Raw genomic sequence first — 14,963 nt, forward strand, 5'->3', positions numbered from 1 at the left:
CCCGGCCGGGGGGGGGGTCGACGTCGCCCCCGGCGAAGGCCCTCTGGCAGGCGTCGATCCAGCTGCGTCCCCACGACTGGAGCTCGGCCGCGGTCTGCGGGTAGAGCCGGTCCAGCTCGGCGCCGTCGCGGGGCAGGGCCGTGCGCAGCGTCTCGATCGCACGGGAGTCGGGCGCCGTGAGCCCGTCGAACAGCAGATCGATGATCGTGGCCACGCGCTCGCGCAGGGGCGCCTCGGGGGCGGCCTGGGACTTGCCGATGAGCGGTTGCGCGAAGAGCGAGGGCGTGAGCTGGCCGCGGCGTTCCGCGGTGCGGCGCAGGACGGCGGCCCACAGCCCATCGATGTCGCCGAACTGGTACTTCACCGCACCCCAGGTGGCACCTGCGTCCTTGGCGATCCGGTTGGCCGACGCCGCGGCGGCGTCGCCGGTGGCGAGTGCCCGCAGCGCAGCGTCGAGCATGCTGTCGCGGGTCGCCTGGCCGCGGCGGTTGGTCCGTCGCGCATTGGACACCGGGTTGGACACTTGACGAATGATAGAACCCTCTGTGATTCTTGTCGACATGGCAAAACCGCCACTTTCGATGAAGCCGACGGGCTGGTTCCAGGTCGCGTGGTCCGACCAGATCGGAGTGGGCGAGGTCCTCGCGATGAAGTACTTCGACCAGGAGATGGTTGCGTGGCGTGCGCAGTCCGGCCAGGTGTCGGTGATGAACGCGTACTGCGAACACCTCGGCGCCCACCTGGGTTTCGGTGGCCACGTCGAGGGCGAGGTCATCGAATGCCCCTTCCACGGCTGGCAGTGGAATGCCGAGGGCCGCAACGTGTGCATCCCGTACGAGCCCCGCCCCAATCGCGGCAGGCGCATGCGCACCTACCCGGTGGCGGAGCGCAACGAGTCGATCTACATCTGGCATGACGCGCAGGGCCGGGAGCCTTCCTTCGAGGCGCCTGACGTCTTCGCGAGCTTCGGCGACGGCAGCAGCGCGGCCGACTACTACCCGCGCGCGAGCCTCTACGAGCAGAACCTGGAGCTGCATCCGCAGTACGTGCTCGAGAACGGCGTCGACTTCGCCCACTTCAAGTTCGTGCACAAGACGCCGATCGTGCCGGTGTTCACGCGCCACGACTTCGCCGCGGCGGTCTCCTACGTCGACTTCACCATCACGTTCGAAGGTGACGACGGCCAGAAGATCGAGGACGTCAACAGCGGCGTCGAGGCCATCAACGGCGGGCTCGGCATCGCGGTGACCAAGAGCTGGGGCATGGTCGACAACCGAACCATCTCCGCGATCACGCCCGTCGACGAGCGCACCTCCGACGTCCGCTTCACCGTCTACATCGGCCGCACCCCCGGTAGGGACACCCCACGGGCCGAGACGAAGGCGCAGGAGTTCGGCCAGGAGGTCATCCGGCAGTTCAGCCAAGACGTCTACATCTGGTCGCATCAGCGTTACTCGGACCCGCCCGCACTGTCCTCGTCCGAGTTCGAGGGCTTCACCGCGATCCGTGAGTGGGCCAGGCAGTTCTATCCGGATGGCCGCGGTGGCAGCGCCGCGCAGCTCCAAGCCGTGTCAGTGACGAGAAGGGCTGAATCACAATGATTTCCACGACCTCCAAGCCTTCCACCAGCAAGCCGATCCGTGTCTTCCAGGTGGCGACGGGCAACGTCGGTCGCGAGATGATCAAGAGGATGGGCAACCGCTCTGACCTCGAGCTGATCGGATTGCACTGCTACACCGCCGACAAGGTCGGCCGCGACGTAGGCGAGATCGTCGGCATCGGTCCGGTCGGCGTGATGGCGACGGGCACCGTCGAGGCGATCATCGCGGCCAAGCCCGACGTGCTGACGTTCCACGGCGTCTTCCCCGACGAGGATCTGTACGTCGAGATCCTCGAGGCGGGGATCAACGTCGTCACCACGGCCGACTGGATCACCGGCTGGCACCGCGACGCCAATCACCCCCATCCCTCCGGCCAACCGGTCACGCAACTGCTGGCCGAGGCCGCCGCCAAGGGTGGATCGTCCTTCTACGGCACCGGGATGAACCCCGGCCTGAATCAGATTCTGGGCGTGGTGTGTTCGGCCGACGTCGCCGAGATCGAGAACGTCACCACCATCGAGTCGGTCGACGTGTCGTGTCACCACAGCAAGGACACCTGGATGGAGGTCGGCTACGGGTTGCCCGTGGAGGACCCGTCGATTCCGTCGAAGCTGGAGAAGTACACCCGGGTGTTCGCCGACAGCGTGCTACTGATGGCCGACTGCTTCGGCGTCGAACTCGACGAGGTGAAGTTCAGCTACGAGCTCGGCGCCTGCACCAAGGACGTCGACCTCGGCTGGTACACGCTTCCCAAGGGATCACTCGGCGGCAACTACATCAAGTACCAGGGCATGGTCGACGGTGCTCCGTTGGTCGAGACGCACCTCGAGTGGCAGATGACGCCGCACACCGATCCCAGCTGGGACATCAAGGGCTGCTACATCACTCAGATCAAGGGCGACCCCTGCATCTACAACAAGCACATGATCTTCCCGAAGCCCGGCGTCGACCTGTCCAACCCGGACAACTTCGCATCCATCGGCATGACGGTCACCGGCCTGCCTGCGCTGAACGCCATCGCGTCAGTCGTCGCCGCACCGCCCGGTCTGATCACCAGTGCCGATCTGCCGCTGCGCGGCTTCGCGGGACGCTTCAAGTAGCAGCGCGGCTACACCGTCATCTCGCCCATCTCCGACCAGCCGGTCGCTTCGATGGTCTGGCTGATGATCTTGGGCGTCGCGGCCAATAGCGCAGGCGTGTCAGCGATGAACTTGTCGAAGTGCGCGCTGGTGACGTGTTCCCTGCCGGCGTCCCCGTCGCGGAAGCCCTCCACCAGAACGTATTCCGAGGAATCCTGCAGGCTGCGTGACCAGTCGAACCACATGTTGCCCGGCTCGGCGCGGGTGCTGGCGGTGAAGTCGGCCATCAGGTCGGGGAAAGTCTCGACGTACTCTGGCTTCGGCCTGAACTTCACGACTATGAAAATCACAGCATCATTCCTTTCCTTACGAATCAGGGGGTCAGGATGGCGCGCCCGCGGACGTTACCCGCGTCGAGATCGTCGATGGCGGACTGGAAGTCGTCGAGCGCGTACTTCTGCGTGTGGAGGTTGACGGAACCGCGGGCGGCGAGCGCCATCAGGTCGCACAGGTCGTTGTATGACCCCACCAGGTTGCCGATGAAGTTGATCTCGGTGGAGATGACGTCGATCGTCGGAACGTCGATGTTCTCGCCATACCCGACGACGTGGTAGTCGCCCGCCCGGCGCAACATGGCGATGCCCTCACGGGTGGCGCCACCCTCGCCGACGAAGTCGACGACGGTCTCGGCACCGTGGCCGTCGGTGAGCTCGAGCACCTGCTCGACCTGGCTGCCGTCGGCGACGACGCTGCGGTCGGCGCCGATCGCCTCGGCGAGCTTGAGCGCGTCGGGGTTGCGGTCCACGACGATGATCTCGGCGGGGGAGAGCGCCTTGAGCACCTGAATGCCGATGTGGCCCAACCCTCCCGCGCCGATGACGACGCAATGGTCCCGCGGCGTCAGTCGTCGGGCGGCCTTGGCGGCGGCGTGATAGGCGGTCAGGCCGGCGTCGGCGAGCGCGGCGACGTCCGAGGGCTCCAGCGAGTCGCCGATCTTCACCACGCTGCGCGCTGAGGTCTTGAGGTACTCGGCGTACCCGCCGTTGGTGTCGATGCCTGGGAATTGGTTTGCTTCGCAGTGCACGTCGTCACCCGAGCGGCAGGCCCGACACAGCCCGCAGGTGATCAGCGGGTGCAGGATCACCTTGTCGCCCTCGGCGACGTTGGTCACCGCGGAACCGACGGCCTGCACCCAGCCCGCGTTCTCGTGCCCGATCGTGTACGGCAGCGCAACCTGTGACTTCTCGGCCCACTGCCCTTCGAGGATGTGCAGATCGGTCCGGCAGACGCCGGCGCCGCCGATCTTGACGACGACGTCGAACGGTCCGGTCGGGGTCGGTACCGGGACCTCGGCCATCTCGAGATTCTGGTGGTAGCCGACGACCTGGACGGCTCTCATGGTGCTCATGACTGTGCGTTCCTTCCAACGAGTGTGAGTTGTCGAGTCTGATCGGCATCGGGGTAGCGAGTGCGTAGGAGTCCCCGGCAGAAGTGGGCGTTCCCGTCGATCGAGATCCGGGTGGATCTGGCGCGGCGCAACGCCATCGGGACGTCGTCAGGGGCGTACCCGGTTCCGGTGTGGTCGACCAGCACCAGATCGTCTGGCGCGGTGGACAACCCGATGCCGGCCCGCCGCCTCATCAAGGAGGCGGTGGTGTCGTCACCGGGCAGGTCCCGGATGCGGACCCCGCCGAGGTCGGCGACCGGGCGTTCCGGCTCGGTGCGCAGCAGCGCGGTGAGGCAGCGTTCCATCGCCGCCGTGTGCGCCTTGCGCTGGAACGTCACGCGCAGCTCGTCGAGATCGTCCTCGGCCTCGTGCGCGAAGGTGCCCCGGTAGCCGGCGTCGGCGGCCAACCCGGCGTTGATGATGCCGGAGTCGTGGTGATCGTCTAGCTCGACGGTGACGTGCCCCGTCCAGTCCAGCGCCACCAGAACGTCTTTGGCGTCGGATGCCATCAGGTAGGCGAAGTTCGGTGCGCAGAACGACGTCGGCAGCCGCAGGTGGACCGCGATGTCGCCGCGCGGGGTGACGTCCACGGTGTGCACGAACCCGAGATCGGTGATCGGCTCGTCGAGCTCCGGGTCGATCACGGCGTCGAGAGCGTGAAGGATGGCGTCGCGCAACAGTTCCCGATCCACGTTAGGCCCCGACCAGATCGTCGGCGCCCCGCGGCCCGACGGCGGGCTCGCCGGCTGTCTTGTCTGGGGAGGCCAGCTGCAGCTCCGCCGGCACCGGGATGTCGTACATCTTGGCCGCGTTGAGCCCGAGGATCTTCCTCTTCTGGTCGGTGGTGATCGATGCGTACTCGTTGAGCTCCGCGGGGATCTGGAAGTCGACGAACGCTTCGACGAGCCAGCGCGGCGTCCAGATCGCGTAGTCCGACGAGAACTGGATGCGGTCCTCGCCGATCCAGTAGAGGAGCTCGCCCATGATCTGCCCGAAGTACTTCGGACGGGTGTGGATGAACGGCATCGCGACGGCGAGGCCCGCGTGCACGTTGGGTTCCTGGGTGGCGATCCAGCAGAAGTCCTCCAGCCGCGGGAGGCCGCAGTGCTCGACGATGAAGTTCAGGTCGGTGAAGTCCGAGGCGACGTGGTCGACGTCGGCCACGTCGAACGCGTCGCGGTCCAGCGGCCGGATGGTGGGGCCCTTGTGGACGTGGATGTTGCGGATGCCCAGTTCGCGGCACGCCTCGAAGTAGCGGTAGGCCCATGGGTCGTCGAGGCGCCAGCCACGGGAGTCGCCGTGCCATTCGGCGGTGTAGAGCTTCACGCCCTTCAAGCCGAACCGCCTGGCGTCCTCGCGCAGCTGATACAGGCCAGCCTCGCCGTTGCGCGGGTCGAAGTTGTGGTTGTAGGTCAGCTTGTCGGGATTGGCCTTGGCGAGCTCGGACGCCTCGTCGGTCTGCCCGAAGCCCTTGTAGTAGAACTCGCCGAGCGCCGCGGGCTGGAAGATCGCGTGGTCCACGTAGCCGTCGGTGAACAAGTCCTTCATCAGACGTTCGCTGCCCTGGTAGAGGTAGTCCTCGTAGCTCCAGACCTCGGATTCCGGGGACAGGTTCCGGTGGTAGTCGTAGAAGCAGTCGATGAACTGCTTGCCGTGGATGTTGCGTTGGTTCTCCGGCCGCGCGTCCCACAGCGCGACGTGGGCGTCGACGATGAAGTAGCTGGTGCCGTCCTTGCGGTACATGCGGTTCTCCCTGACTGGGCTGCTTGGCTCGATGACTCTGGTGTGAGGGCTGTCACACCAACTGATCGGAGCCTATGGTCGGCCGCGGGCGCCGCGGAGGTCGTCAACGTCTCAATCTGAGACGCCTTGGCTTAGGCAGTCGGGACGGCTGCGGCCAGGCTGCTTGTAACGTGGATCACACATCGAAGGAGACGGGTGCCCGAAGAACTACCGGAGCGAGTGCGGCTTGCGCGGCTGCAGAATCCCGAGGCGCCCTCGGTGCCCGGTCGATTGCTTGCGTCCTGGCAGCGCAGCGAGGAGTACGGGGTTCCGCAGGAGAGCGTTGAACCCGTCTTCACCGGCACCGACAATCTGGGGTCGCTGTTCGTCGAATGCGGCAACGAAGTCCTCCTAGACCTGCATCGCACGCTGGCAGGAGAGCCGGTCAGCATGATGCTGACCGACTCAGACGGGGTGGTGCTCAGCCGGATGAGCGGCGATCACAGCCTCCTGCGCGCACTCGACGACGTCCATCTGGCGCCCGGTTTCGCGTACTCCGAGCGCGACGTGGGCACCAACGGACTTGGCCTGGCCCTGGCTGATCGGGCGCCGACGCTGGTGCGCGCCGATCAGCACTATGCGATGAGTCTGTGCACGTTCACCTGCGCTGCGGTGCCGGTACTCGATGCCGTCACCGGCCGTCTCGAGGGCTGCGTCAACCTCACCACCTGGTCTCAGTCGTCCAGCGACCTGCTGCTGGCGCTGGCCCGCTCGGCGGCGAGCAACACCGCCGCCCTGATGCTGGCGAGATCCAACGGGCGTCGCCCGCGCCAGACCCCCCGGGGGCAGGTCTTCCGTGTCGAGGTTCCGCGACTCGAACCGGGTTCGGGCACCCTGCATCAGCTGTCGGCTGTGTGGAGCTCGGCGGTCGGCCTCGCCGAGCGGGCGATGTCGGCGGGCGGCGTCGTGGCCGCGATCGGGGAGCCGGGGGTCGGCCGTTCGACGTTGCTTGCGCAGGCGGCGCGCCACACCTATCCGCGCGATCGCATTCTGTCGGCCAGTGCCCCTGGCTCCTCGGACATCCAGACCTGGCTGGGCCTGTGGGCGCCGGAACTGGGCAAGGCGCACACCGCCGTGGTGGTGCGCGACGTCGACACGCTGCCGACCTGGGTGGCTGATCAACTCCGGGACCTGGTCGTGCGGTCCCGCCGCGAGGCCATGGTGCCGTTCGCCGTGACGGCCGAACGCTTCGAGGACATCCCGACGGCGCTGGCCGGTCTGATCGACACGATCGTGGAGGTGCCGTCCCTGCGTGACCGGCTGGACGACGTGCTGCCGCTCGCCGCGCACATCGCGAAACGGGCGCGGGGTCGCGACGTCGTCATCAGCCCGGCCGCGTGCCGCGCGCTGCAGAGCTACGGATGGCCTGGCAACGTCGACCAGCTCGCGCGCGTCGTCGCCCATGCCGCCAATCGCACCGACGTCATCGACGTGGGAAGCCTTCCCCCAGAGGTCCTCGCTGGCTCGTCCCGGCATCTGTCCCGCATCGAGGCGTTCGAGCGCGGCGAGATCATCCGGGTGCTGTCCGACGCAGGCGGCCTGACGATGGTCGAAGCCGCCCGCGAGCTCGGGATGAGCCGAGCCACCCTGTACCGCAAGATCAGTCAGTACGGCATTCGCGTGCGGACGTGAACGAAATGCTTTAAGCCAACGTTTTCGCCGAGACTGCGGCGAGATCGCGTAATACACGATCTCTCAGCAGTTTCGGGCGCGGTCGACGGGCTCGCGTGTCCGCGTGGACTCGGCTAGGCACCCCGATAGGACTGACCGTGGGGCTCGACGCAGTGCTCGTCGGGGTCATCCGCGCACACGTGATCGACCTGGAGCGTCGTGTGGTCGATGTGGTGCCGGTCCCGCAGGACCCGTTCCAGGTCGCCGCGAATCGCATGGCAGTCGGCGCCGTCGCCGACGATCACGTGGGCGGACAGGGCGGCTTCACCCGAGGTGATCTCCCAGATGTGCAGGTCGTGTACCTCGACGACCGCGTCGATCGCAGCGAGCTCCTTGCCGACCCCGTCGGGGTCGACACCCTTCGGGGCGGCTTCGAGGAAGATGCGACCGGAGGCGCGCACCAGACCCCAGCCGGCCTTGATCATGAGCGCCGCGACGATGAGGGCCGCGATCGCATCGGCGCGCGCGAAGCCGGTGAGCCAGACGACGGCGCCTGCGATCGCCGTGGCGATGAACGCGTAGAGGTCGTTGAGGATGTGCTGGTACGCGCCCTCGACGTTGAGGCTCGATCGGTTCGCGCGACTGATGCACCACGAGGCCGCGACGTTGACGACGATGCCGACCAGGGCGGTGACGAGCACCAGCAGCCCCTCGACTTCGCCGGGGTCGAGCAGGCGACGAATGCCCTCGAAGATGAAGTAGGCAGCGAGCAGCAGCAGGGTGATCCCGTTGGCCTGCGCGGAGAGGATCTCGGCGCGTTTCAATCCGTAGGTGTAGTCACCGCGGGCCGGTCGGGCGGCGAGCCCGATCGCCACCAGGGCCAGCACGATCGATGCGGCGTCGGTGAGCATGTGCCCCGCGTCGGTGATCAACGCCAGCGATCCCGCGATCACACCGACGACCACTTCGGCGGCCATGAAGCCGACGATGAGGACCAGGGCGAGGGTCAGCCACTTCCGGTCGGCGTCGGCCGTCATGCCGTGGGAGTGGCCCCCGTGGCCGTGTGCGGTTTCTGCCATCGTGCGTCGCCTCCCCCTGGGTGATCGACCGGACGAACGAACCGAGCATACCTCGATACATGCGCATGTTGGCATGGTTCCCGGGTAGGGACCAGCCCGACGCGGGCGGGACGTGTTACTTCTCCGGCGTACGAGACCTGTATGCGTCGAGCACCTCGGAGCGGAGGCGGCCACGGGGACCGACGTCGAAACCGTTGTCGACCGCCCACTTTCGAGCCTTGGTCGACTCGGCGGGATCACGTGTGGGCTGGCTCCCACGCGCCGCGCGGTGACCCGATCGACGGCTCGCGTCGATCCACCCGCCCATGACGTTGCGCAGTTTCGTCGCGTTCGTCTCGGACAGGTCGATCTCGAAGCGGGAACCATCGATGGTGAACGTCACCGTCTCGGCGGCCGCGGTCCCGTCGATGTCGTCGACCCATTCGACGATCGTCTTTCTAGCCACCGCTCGCGAACCCCCATCGCACTCAAGGTATTACCGGATCCAGCCCATGATAGCCATCGACGAGAACGTCAAACGACACTGAGTTCGCGCTGGCGAGACGCGCGGCTACTTGAAGCGCGCATGGCAGAGGTCCTCGTCGCCGGCGAGGCCCGAGCGGAAGGCGACGATCCGGGTGAACCCGGCCGGGACCGTTTCACCGTTGACGTTGCTTGCCACCAGACCATTGGTCAGCAATCCCGCGACGGCTTCGTCGAGATCGCCCGCCGTCAGTATCAGCGCCAGACCCTTGTTCTCCGCCATGGCGCGCTGGGCAACGCCGGTGAGGCACGCGGTGCGCAACGCGGCGACCGCGGAGTCGAGCGACTCACCGCGTTCGTGTTGAACGGCCAGCGCGTAGCGCGACGTCACGACGGACAGCGCGGTGTTGTCCCCTTGCAGTAGGGAGTAGTCCTGGCGGTCGGCAGGCTTGCCAAGCGCTGCCAGTCCCTGCATGTCCACGAAGATCGTGTTGCTCTCCGGGCAGTAGGAAGCGGGTGGGCTCGGCTGCGCGTCGGAACAATCCGGTTGGTCGAACGACAGCGTGGGAGCCTCGTTGGGTCGGAAGACCTCACCGAGCACGTCGACGAGCGAGGTGACGACGTCCTCGGTCAGCGCGACGTCGCCGGAGACGGCGTCGCCCGCGCCCTCCTGCGGCAGCGTCAGCGGAAGATCGCCGCGGCGCTCGGTGATTTCGTCCATGTCGATCCCCACGCATTCCGATGCGCCTGAGGTGAAACCCATTTGGAATGCGCTGATTCGGTCGAGGGCGGTGCCGTGGCCCTGTTCGAGGAAGGGCGCATCACCGGGGCCGTACGTGGGGTCGCGGAGCGTAAGTACTCCGGCCAGAACGTGATTGAGACCGTCGCCGGTACTGAGCTCGAAGCGGGGCGACTGACCCTCGGCCACCCATCGGACGTACGTGCCTGCAAGGCAGTCCGCCTGTTGTTCCCTCACGATCGTGGGGGTGTCGTCGTCGGCGATGTTCGCCATGCTCTGGATGGCGTGGCCATACTCGTGCGCGAGCAGGGCGGAGATCGACGCATCCCCGAAGAAGTGCTGTCCCAGGGGGACGAGGACGCCGCGGTCCCAAGCGATCAGGTCGTCCCTCGCGCAGAAGAGCGCATTCGGGTTCCCGTAGGTGTCACCGCCACAGATCTCGGGGCTGGCGGGATCGTCGGAGTCATAGGACACCAGATCCCCGACGGGGGTGAACGATCCGTCGAATGAATCGGAGTAGTTCTTCTCCCAGAACTCCGTGACGTCGTTGACGGCCAGGGTCGCAAGCTTGTCGGCGTCACCGCCGTCGCTGTCCTTGACGTCGCCCTCGGGAGCCGGCGCGGTTTCGCGGATGCCGCTCGGGCCGTCCTGAGCGGCCAGTCCGCCAGCGCGGAACGGGTCGTACAGCGGAGAGACCGCACGACCCTGCGTCGTGGAACCGCAGCCCGCGACCAGCAGCGCCACACACGAGGCCGCCGCCGCAGCCCTCAAGCCGCCCATCGATAGCTCATTTCGTGCGCCGCCCCCGGGATGTGTGACCTAACCGAAATGCGAGGGTATACCGGCTGCCAGCCTTGGGAGAGAACTCCGCGCCGGGCGCTCGACGGCATCCCGGTAACGGGTGGGGCCGCACGCCTGATAGGCATTACCAGATGGGAAAGAACGAGCGCTCGAAGATCGTGATGAGCGACGACGAGATCGTCGAGTTCATCGACCACAGTCGCACCGCGACCATGGCGACGCTGTCGGCGAGCGGCAAGCCGCACCTCATCGCGATGTGGTACGCCGTGCTCGACGGCGAGATCTGGTTCGAGACCAAGGCCAAGTCGCAGAAGGCCGTCAACGTCCGGCGTGATCCGACCATCACCGTGATGATCGAGGACGGGCACACGTACGACACCCTGCGTGGGGTGTCGATCGACGGTCGCGCCGAGATCGTCGACGACGATCCGGAACTCCTTCTGCGCGTGGGGATCAGCGTGTGGGAGCGCTACACCGGTCCCTACACCGACGACATGAGGCCGTTCGTAGATCAGATGATGAACAACCGGATCGCCGTGCGGGTGGTGCCGAGCCGGTTGCGGAGCTGGGACCATCGCAAGCTCGGAATGCCGGAAATGCCGATGGCCGGGACGACCGCGCAGTACCTGACCTGACATGGCAGCGCAGAAGCGGCCGACGTCGTCGCGGGGGCAGACGATCGAACTAGGTCGTGGCCCAAGCTGATCGAGGCATACGCCGACTTCGACACCTAACAGGGCTGGACGGAACGCGAGATCTCGGTCGGCATTCTGCGTCCGCGCTAACCCGCCGAGCGGGGCGAGAATCCCGGATTGGCCAGTGTGGTCGCGGTGGCCGAGCCGATCTGCCCGCGCCGGTCGAAGAGGGCGGCGGTGCCGGTGGCTACCCCGCCGTGGCCCGAGAACGTCAGTGCCGCCAGGCCGATGTCCGGTCCTTCGGGCAGCCGGCTGAGCGTGAGCGTGTAGTCGGCGTTGATGTAGTGCAGACCCTCGGTGCCGTAGTGCGTCAGCGAGCTCGCAACGTCGCCCGCCATCGCGGCGCGCGTGAACGGCGTCATCGGCACACCCTCGACGAGGGGCTTGACGTCGCGTAGCCAGACGAACTTCGGGCCGTCGTGCTGCCACTGGGTCAGATCGAAGCTGCGCCGCGGAAGGTTGGGGTTCCTGCCGTAGGCCCAGACCAACAACGGGACCGTATGGGGCTGCTCGTCGCGTTCGGGCGGTGGCGCTGGCATGGCGATGGGTGCGGTCCAGACGACTCCCGGCGGCTGCTCTCCGGTGCGCAGGAACAGAGCGCTCGCCCGGGCGACGACGACGTCGGACTGCAGCACCTCGGCGTCGACGAGCTTCAGCCGTCTGCCCTCGCGGAGCACCCTTGTCCTGACGCGCAGCGGCTCCATGGCTGCGGGACGCAAGAGGTCGACGGTCAGCCGCGCGGGTTGCAACTCGGGGTCGCCCTCGTCGCGTTCGATGGCGTGACCAAGCACTCCGCCGACGAAGTTGCCGCTGATCGACTGCCCCCAGGGCCCCTTCGCCACGGCGGTGGGCACGAGGGCGTCGCCGTCGGGGATGAAATAGGCCGGGGGCAGTGGGACGGTCATCGCGACCGACGATATCGGTGGCTGCGAGCGCCGCGGTCCTGCCGCGCTGATCAGACCGGTTCGGCGAGGTCCGCGAACTCGGGATGCTTGTCGATGTAATCCGCCACCATCGAACAGGCCGGGACGATCCGCAGCCCTGCCTCCCGCGTCGCGCGCAAGGCCTCGCCCACCAGAATCGTCGCCAGTCCGCGTCCCTGGAAGGCGCTGCCCACCTCGGTGTGGGGGAAGGTGCGCCGTCCGTCGCGGTCGGAGAAGTCGGCCAGGCCGACGGTCTGGCCGTCGACGGCGATGGTGAAGCGGCCGGGCTCCTCGGTGACGGTGGCCTGGGCGCCGGTCCGGTCGGTGGTCATTGAGAATCTCCTGGTGTCACGGGATTGGGGCGGGGTAGCAGGGTCGTGTTGGGCAGCGGGGGTGCGGGCAGGCGCGGGCCGGGGTAGCCCGAGACCGAGCCGAAGCGGTCGTCGTGTTCCTCCCACTGGCGGCGGAAGCGGACGATGTCGTCGTGGCTGCGGCCGACGAAGTTCCACCACATGACGAGCTCCTCGGGAAATGGGACGCCGCCGAGGAGTAACACCCTGGCGGGTCGTTCCCCCCGGTTGGCGAGCGCGACCGTGTCGTGGCCGGGTGCCTGGTACCAGAGATCGCCTGGACCCTGGTCGCCGAGTGTCGTGCCGCAGGCCTCGACACTGCCCTGGTCGAGCAAAACGCCGTGTTCGAACGATCGGTCGACGGCGAGGTCGATCGCGGCGCCGGGCGGCAGGTCGACCTGGGCTCCCAGCAGCGGAGTGAAGGTATGGACCGGTGAGCCGACACCGCCGAGGCGGCCGAGGAACACGCGTATCCGCGCGGCACCCATCGTCTGCACCGTCGGTGCGTAATGGGTGAAGTCGCGTGCGGCCTCCCGGTCGGCGTCGGGCAGGGCTACCCACAGCTGGACGCCGTGCAGGATCGGCGACCTTCGGCTCGACACCTCTGAATGGCAGATGCCCGCGCCGGCCGTCATCAGGTTGAGTTCGCCTGGGCGGACCACGGCGTGCACGCCTGCGCTGTCCCGGTGCTCGATCTCGCCGCTGAACAGCCAGCTCACCGTCTGAAGGCCGGTGTGGGGGTGTGGCGGGACGTCCATGCCGGTTCCCTCGCGCACGTCGTGCGGGCCATAGTGATCGACGAAGCACCACGCGCCGATGAGTGATCGTTCCCGCTGTGGCAGAGTCCGCCGGACGCGAATGCCCCGCGGCCCGCCCAGCGGGACGTCACGGGGATGTAGGACACCCGTGAATCCCGAAGCACCGCAGGCGACTTGGGCTGGCGCCGCCTCCGTGTTGCTCACCTCACCAGAGTAGCCCCGAACGGAGGCGTCATCCCGTCATCGCGCTACGGATGACGCCGAAGTCGTGTTCGTCGATCTTGAAGACGCCGAACCGGAAGCGGTACCCCCACTGGGCCTTGTTCTCGATGAAGTCGAGGTCGTCGATCAGTGGTCGGATGGGCGTCTCCGCGCACGACAGGAACTCGACTCGTCGGCGCCAGGGCTGGAACTGCGGGTCGAGATCCTCCTGGTACACCTCGTCGTCGACCACGCGGCCGATGGCAGTGAAGGCCTGCAGGGGTTCGCCGTCGGGGTAGTCGGTCTTCGGTGAGTAGAAGACGATCCAGTCGTCGCGCGCCATCCGGCGGAGCATGTGCGGCTTGCCGTGGTTGGCCTGTGTGAAACCGCCGACGACGCCACGCTGGACGTGGCCGCGGCTGACGGTGTTGATCCAGAAATCACTCATGAGGCCAAGCTACGAGTCTCTGCCGACGCTCATCGAAAGTTATCCACAGGCCGAGGAGACCACAAAGCCGCCGATGCGTCTGCATCGGCGGCTCGGGCGACGGTACCGCCATGGCGCCTCACGGCAAGTGGTCGCTCTAGGCGACGAATTTAAGTGGTACCCGGGGCATGTCCGGCACCGTCGGCTATAGCTTAACCACGGATCGGCCGTCGGGTATTCCAACCGGCATTCCCGCGCGCCGGAGACGACGCTGCCCCCGCTGCCGGCCCCTCGAACATCGGCAGCGAGGGCACCCCGTTGCCCCAGGTAGGTAGTCACGCAGACTCGAGGAGGGGCTCAAGGAAGACGCGTCGAGCGCGCACCGGGTAGCCGTTGCGTTCGGCCAGCTCGCGCAGCTGTCGCAGTGCGTGACCGCGGCCCCGGCCGGCCTCCGGGACGACGATGCCCGCCCACAGTCCCTCGGCCTTGGGCAGTTCGACGGCCTCGCGCGCGCAGGCCCACCGGCGGGGGCACAGGCGGCAGATGGCCTTGGCCTCGTCATCGGCGGCCGTGGTCCACCTCTCGGGATCCCGAGTGCATTCGCCGAGCGGCAGTCCGTCGAGACCCACCGGGGTGACTGCCGGCCGGTTGATTCCCACCACGTTGGTTGCCGATGCCTTCATGTCGTTTCACTCCTCGTCCGGGCGTCGCAGTCGGGTGCGTCGCGCTGCAGCGAATGTATAGCAGTAACCGTTGCGATGCAACAGTTTAAGTTGAAGCATTAGGAGATCGACAAGGCAGAACACATACCGCAGCGGTAACAAGTCGACTGCTTCGGTCTCAACGGCCAGCCAAGCCATAGCGGTGCATCGAGTATGGATACCATTGCAGCGCCACCCAGCACCGCCCACCCGGCACCGAGGAACCACCGCGATGACCATCCCAGCGCCGAGAACCGACCCAGGTCGTTGGTGATCCGCCAGTGATCCAACAGGATGACCCCGATCG

General features: G+C 67.1%; 17 protein-coding genes. 4 read left to right on the top strand and 13 right to left on the bottom strand.

The window, feature by feature from the left end; all coding sequences use genetic code 11:
• Positions 1–460, bottom strand: a 460-nt coding sequence (locus tag QOI01_RS11285) for a TetR/AcrR family transcriptional regulator (RefSeq protein ID WP_526380906.1), incomplete at its 3' end; no start/stop codon positions are given.
• 100 nt (positions 461–560) lie between these two features.
• On the opposite strand from QOI01_RS11285, the gene QOI01_RS11290 reads away from it, so the two are divergent.
• Together QOI01_RS11290 and QOI01_RS11295 are read left to right on the top strand one after the other, a co-directional pair.
• The gene (locus tag QOI01_RS11290) at positions 561–1,601 is read left to right on the top strand and encodes a Rieske 2Fe-2S domain-containing protein (RefSeq protein ID WP_526380877.1); all 1,041 of its coding nucleotides are present in this window, start codon (positions 561–563) and stop codon (positions 1,599–1,601) included.
• Positions 1,598–2,701 carry an NAD(P)H-dependent amine dehydrogenase family protein gene (locus QOI01_RS11295; protein WP_526380879.1) on the top strand — a complete coding sequence of 368 codons (1,104 nt, stop codon included), beginning with the start codon at positions 1,598–1,600 and terminating at the stop codon, positions 2,699–2,701. Before QOI01_RS11290 ends, QOI01_RS11295 begins: the two co-directional genes overlap by 4 nt.
• A gap of 8 nt (positions 2,702–2,709) precedes the next feature.
• Here the strand turns inward: QOI01_RS11295 and QOI01_RS11300 are convergent, their stop codons facing one another.
• Genes QOI01_RS11300 through QOI01_RS11315 form a run of 4 tightly spaced genes read right to left on the bottom strand, consistent with a single transcriptional unit; the run spans position 2,710 to position 5,870 of the window.
• The gene (locus QOI01_RS11300) at positions 2,710–3,030 is read right to left on the bottom strand and encodes a putative quinol monooxygenase (RefSeq protein WP_526380881.1); all 321 of its coding nucleotides are present in this window, start codon (positions 3,028–3,030) and stop codon (positions 2,710–2,712) included.
• A gap of 23 nt (positions 3,031–3,053) precedes the next feature.
• Positions 3,054–4,079: an NAD(P)-dependent alcohol dehydrogenase gene (locus QOI01_RS11305; RefSeq protein ID WP_526380908.1), complete on the bottom strand. Its 1,026-nt coding sequence runs from the start codon at positions 4,077–4,079 to the stop codon at positions 3,054–3,056.
• A gap of 5 nt (positions 4,080–4,084) precedes the next feature.
• Entirely contained in the window at positions 4,085–4,819 is a 735-nt protein-coding gene (locus QOI01_RS11310; RefSeq protein ID WP_526380883.1) for an iron-sulfur cluster assembly protein, read from the bottom strand.
• A 1-nt stretch (position 4,820) separates the two neighbouring features.
• Positions 4,821–5,870: an amidohydrolase family protein gene (locus QOI01_RS11315; RefSeq protein WP_526380885.1), complete on the bottom strand. Its 1,050-nt coding sequence runs from the start codon at positions 5,868–5,870 to the stop codon at positions 4,821–4,823.
• Between the two features lie 195 nt (positions 5,871–6,065).
• On the opposite strand from QOI01_RS11315, the gene QOI01_RS11320 reads away from it, so the two are divergent.
• A complete protein-coding gene (locus QOI01_RS11320) occupies positions 6,066–7,541 on the top strand; it encodes an AAA-type ATPase lid domain-containing protein (protein WP_526380887.1) in 1,476 nt (491 codons plus the stop codon).
• 113 nt (positions 7,542–7,654) lie between these two features.
• On the opposite strand, the gene QOI01_RS11325 is transcribed toward QOI01_RS11320, so the two are convergent.
• From QOI01_RS11325 to QOI01_RS11335, 3 genes are all read right to left on the bottom strand, one after another.
• A complete protein-coding gene (locus QOI01_RS11325) occupies positions 7,655–8,599 on the bottom strand; it encodes a cation diffusion facilitator family transporter (protein WP_526380889.1) in 945 nt (314 codons plus the stop codon).
• A 115-nt stretch (positions 8,600–8,714) separates the two neighbouring features.
• Positions 8,715–9,044 carry an Lsr2 dimerization domain-containing protein gene (locus QOI01_RS11330; RefSeq protein ID WP_526380891.1) on the bottom strand — a complete coding sequence of 110 codons (330 nt, stop codon included), beginning with the start codon at positions 9,042–9,044 and terminating at the stop codon, positions 8,715–8,717.
• A 105-nt stretch (positions 9,045–9,149) separates the two neighbouring features.
• A complete protein-coding gene (locus QOI01_RS11335; RefSeq protein WP_526380893.1) occupies positions 9,150–10,580 on the bottom strand; it encodes a neutral zinc metallopeptidase in 1,431 nt (476 codons plus the stop codon).
• A gap of 152 nt (positions 10,581–10,732) precedes the next feature.
• On the opposite strand from QOI01_RS11335, the gene QOI01_RS11340 reads away from it, so the two are divergent.
• On the top strand, positions 10,733–11,236 hold the full coding sequence (locus tag QOI01_RS11340; protein ID WP_526380894.1) for a pyridoxamine 5'-phosphate oxidase family protein: 504 nt from the start codon (positions 10,733–10,735) through the stop codon (positions 11,234–11,236).
• A gap of 146 nt (positions 11,237–11,382) precedes the next feature.
• On the opposite strand, the gene QOI01_RS11345 is transcribed toward QOI01_RS11340, so the two are convergent.
• The 5 genes from QOI01_RS11345 to QOI01_RS11365 all read right to left on the bottom strand — a co-directional run bounded on the left by QOI01_RS11345 (position 11,383) and on the right by QOI01_RS11365 (position 14,638).
• Positions 11,383–12,201: an acyl-CoA thioesterase domain-containing protein gene (locus QOI01_RS11345; protein WP_526380896.1), complete on the bottom strand. Its 819-nt coding sequence runs from the start codon at positions 12,199–12,201 to the stop codon at positions 11,383–11,385.
• A gap of 50 nt (positions 12,202–12,251) precedes the next feature.
• On the bottom strand, positions 12,252–12,551 hold the full coding sequence (locus QOI01_RS11350; RefSeq protein ID WP_526380898.1) for a GNAT family N-acetyltransferase: 300 nt from the start codon (positions 12,549–12,551) through the stop codon (positions 12,252–12,254).
• Positions 12,548–13,531 carry a pirin family protein gene (locus QOI01_RS11355; protein ID WP_526380900.1) on the bottom strand — a complete coding sequence of 328 codons (984 nt, stop codon included), beginning with the start codon at positions 13,529–13,531 and terminating at the stop codon, positions 12,548–12,550. Before QOI01_RS11355 ends, QOI01_RS11350 begins: the two co-directional genes overlap by 4 nt.
• Before the next feature lie 28 nt (positions 13,532–13,559).
• Complete coding sequence (locus tag QOI01_RS11360; RefSeq protein ID WP_526380902.1) at positions 13,560–13,976, bottom strand: EVE domain-containing protein; 417 nt, start codon at positions 13,974–13,976, stop codon at positions 13,560–13,562.
• 314 nt (positions 13,977–14,290) lie between these two features.
• Positions 14,291–14,638 carry a WhiB family transcriptional regulator gene (locus QOI01_RS11365; RefSeq protein ID WP_526380904.1) on the bottom strand — a complete coding sequence of 116 codons (348 nt, stop codon included), beginning with the start codon at positions 14,636–14,638 and terminating at the stop codon, positions 14,291–14,293.
• Positions 14,639–14,963 lie beyond the last annotated feature (325 nt).

The organism is Mycobacterium sp., assembly GCF_032162605.1.
Classification (GTDB): Bacteria; Actinomycetota; Actinomycetes; order Mycobacteriales; family Mycobacteriaceae; genus Mycobacterium.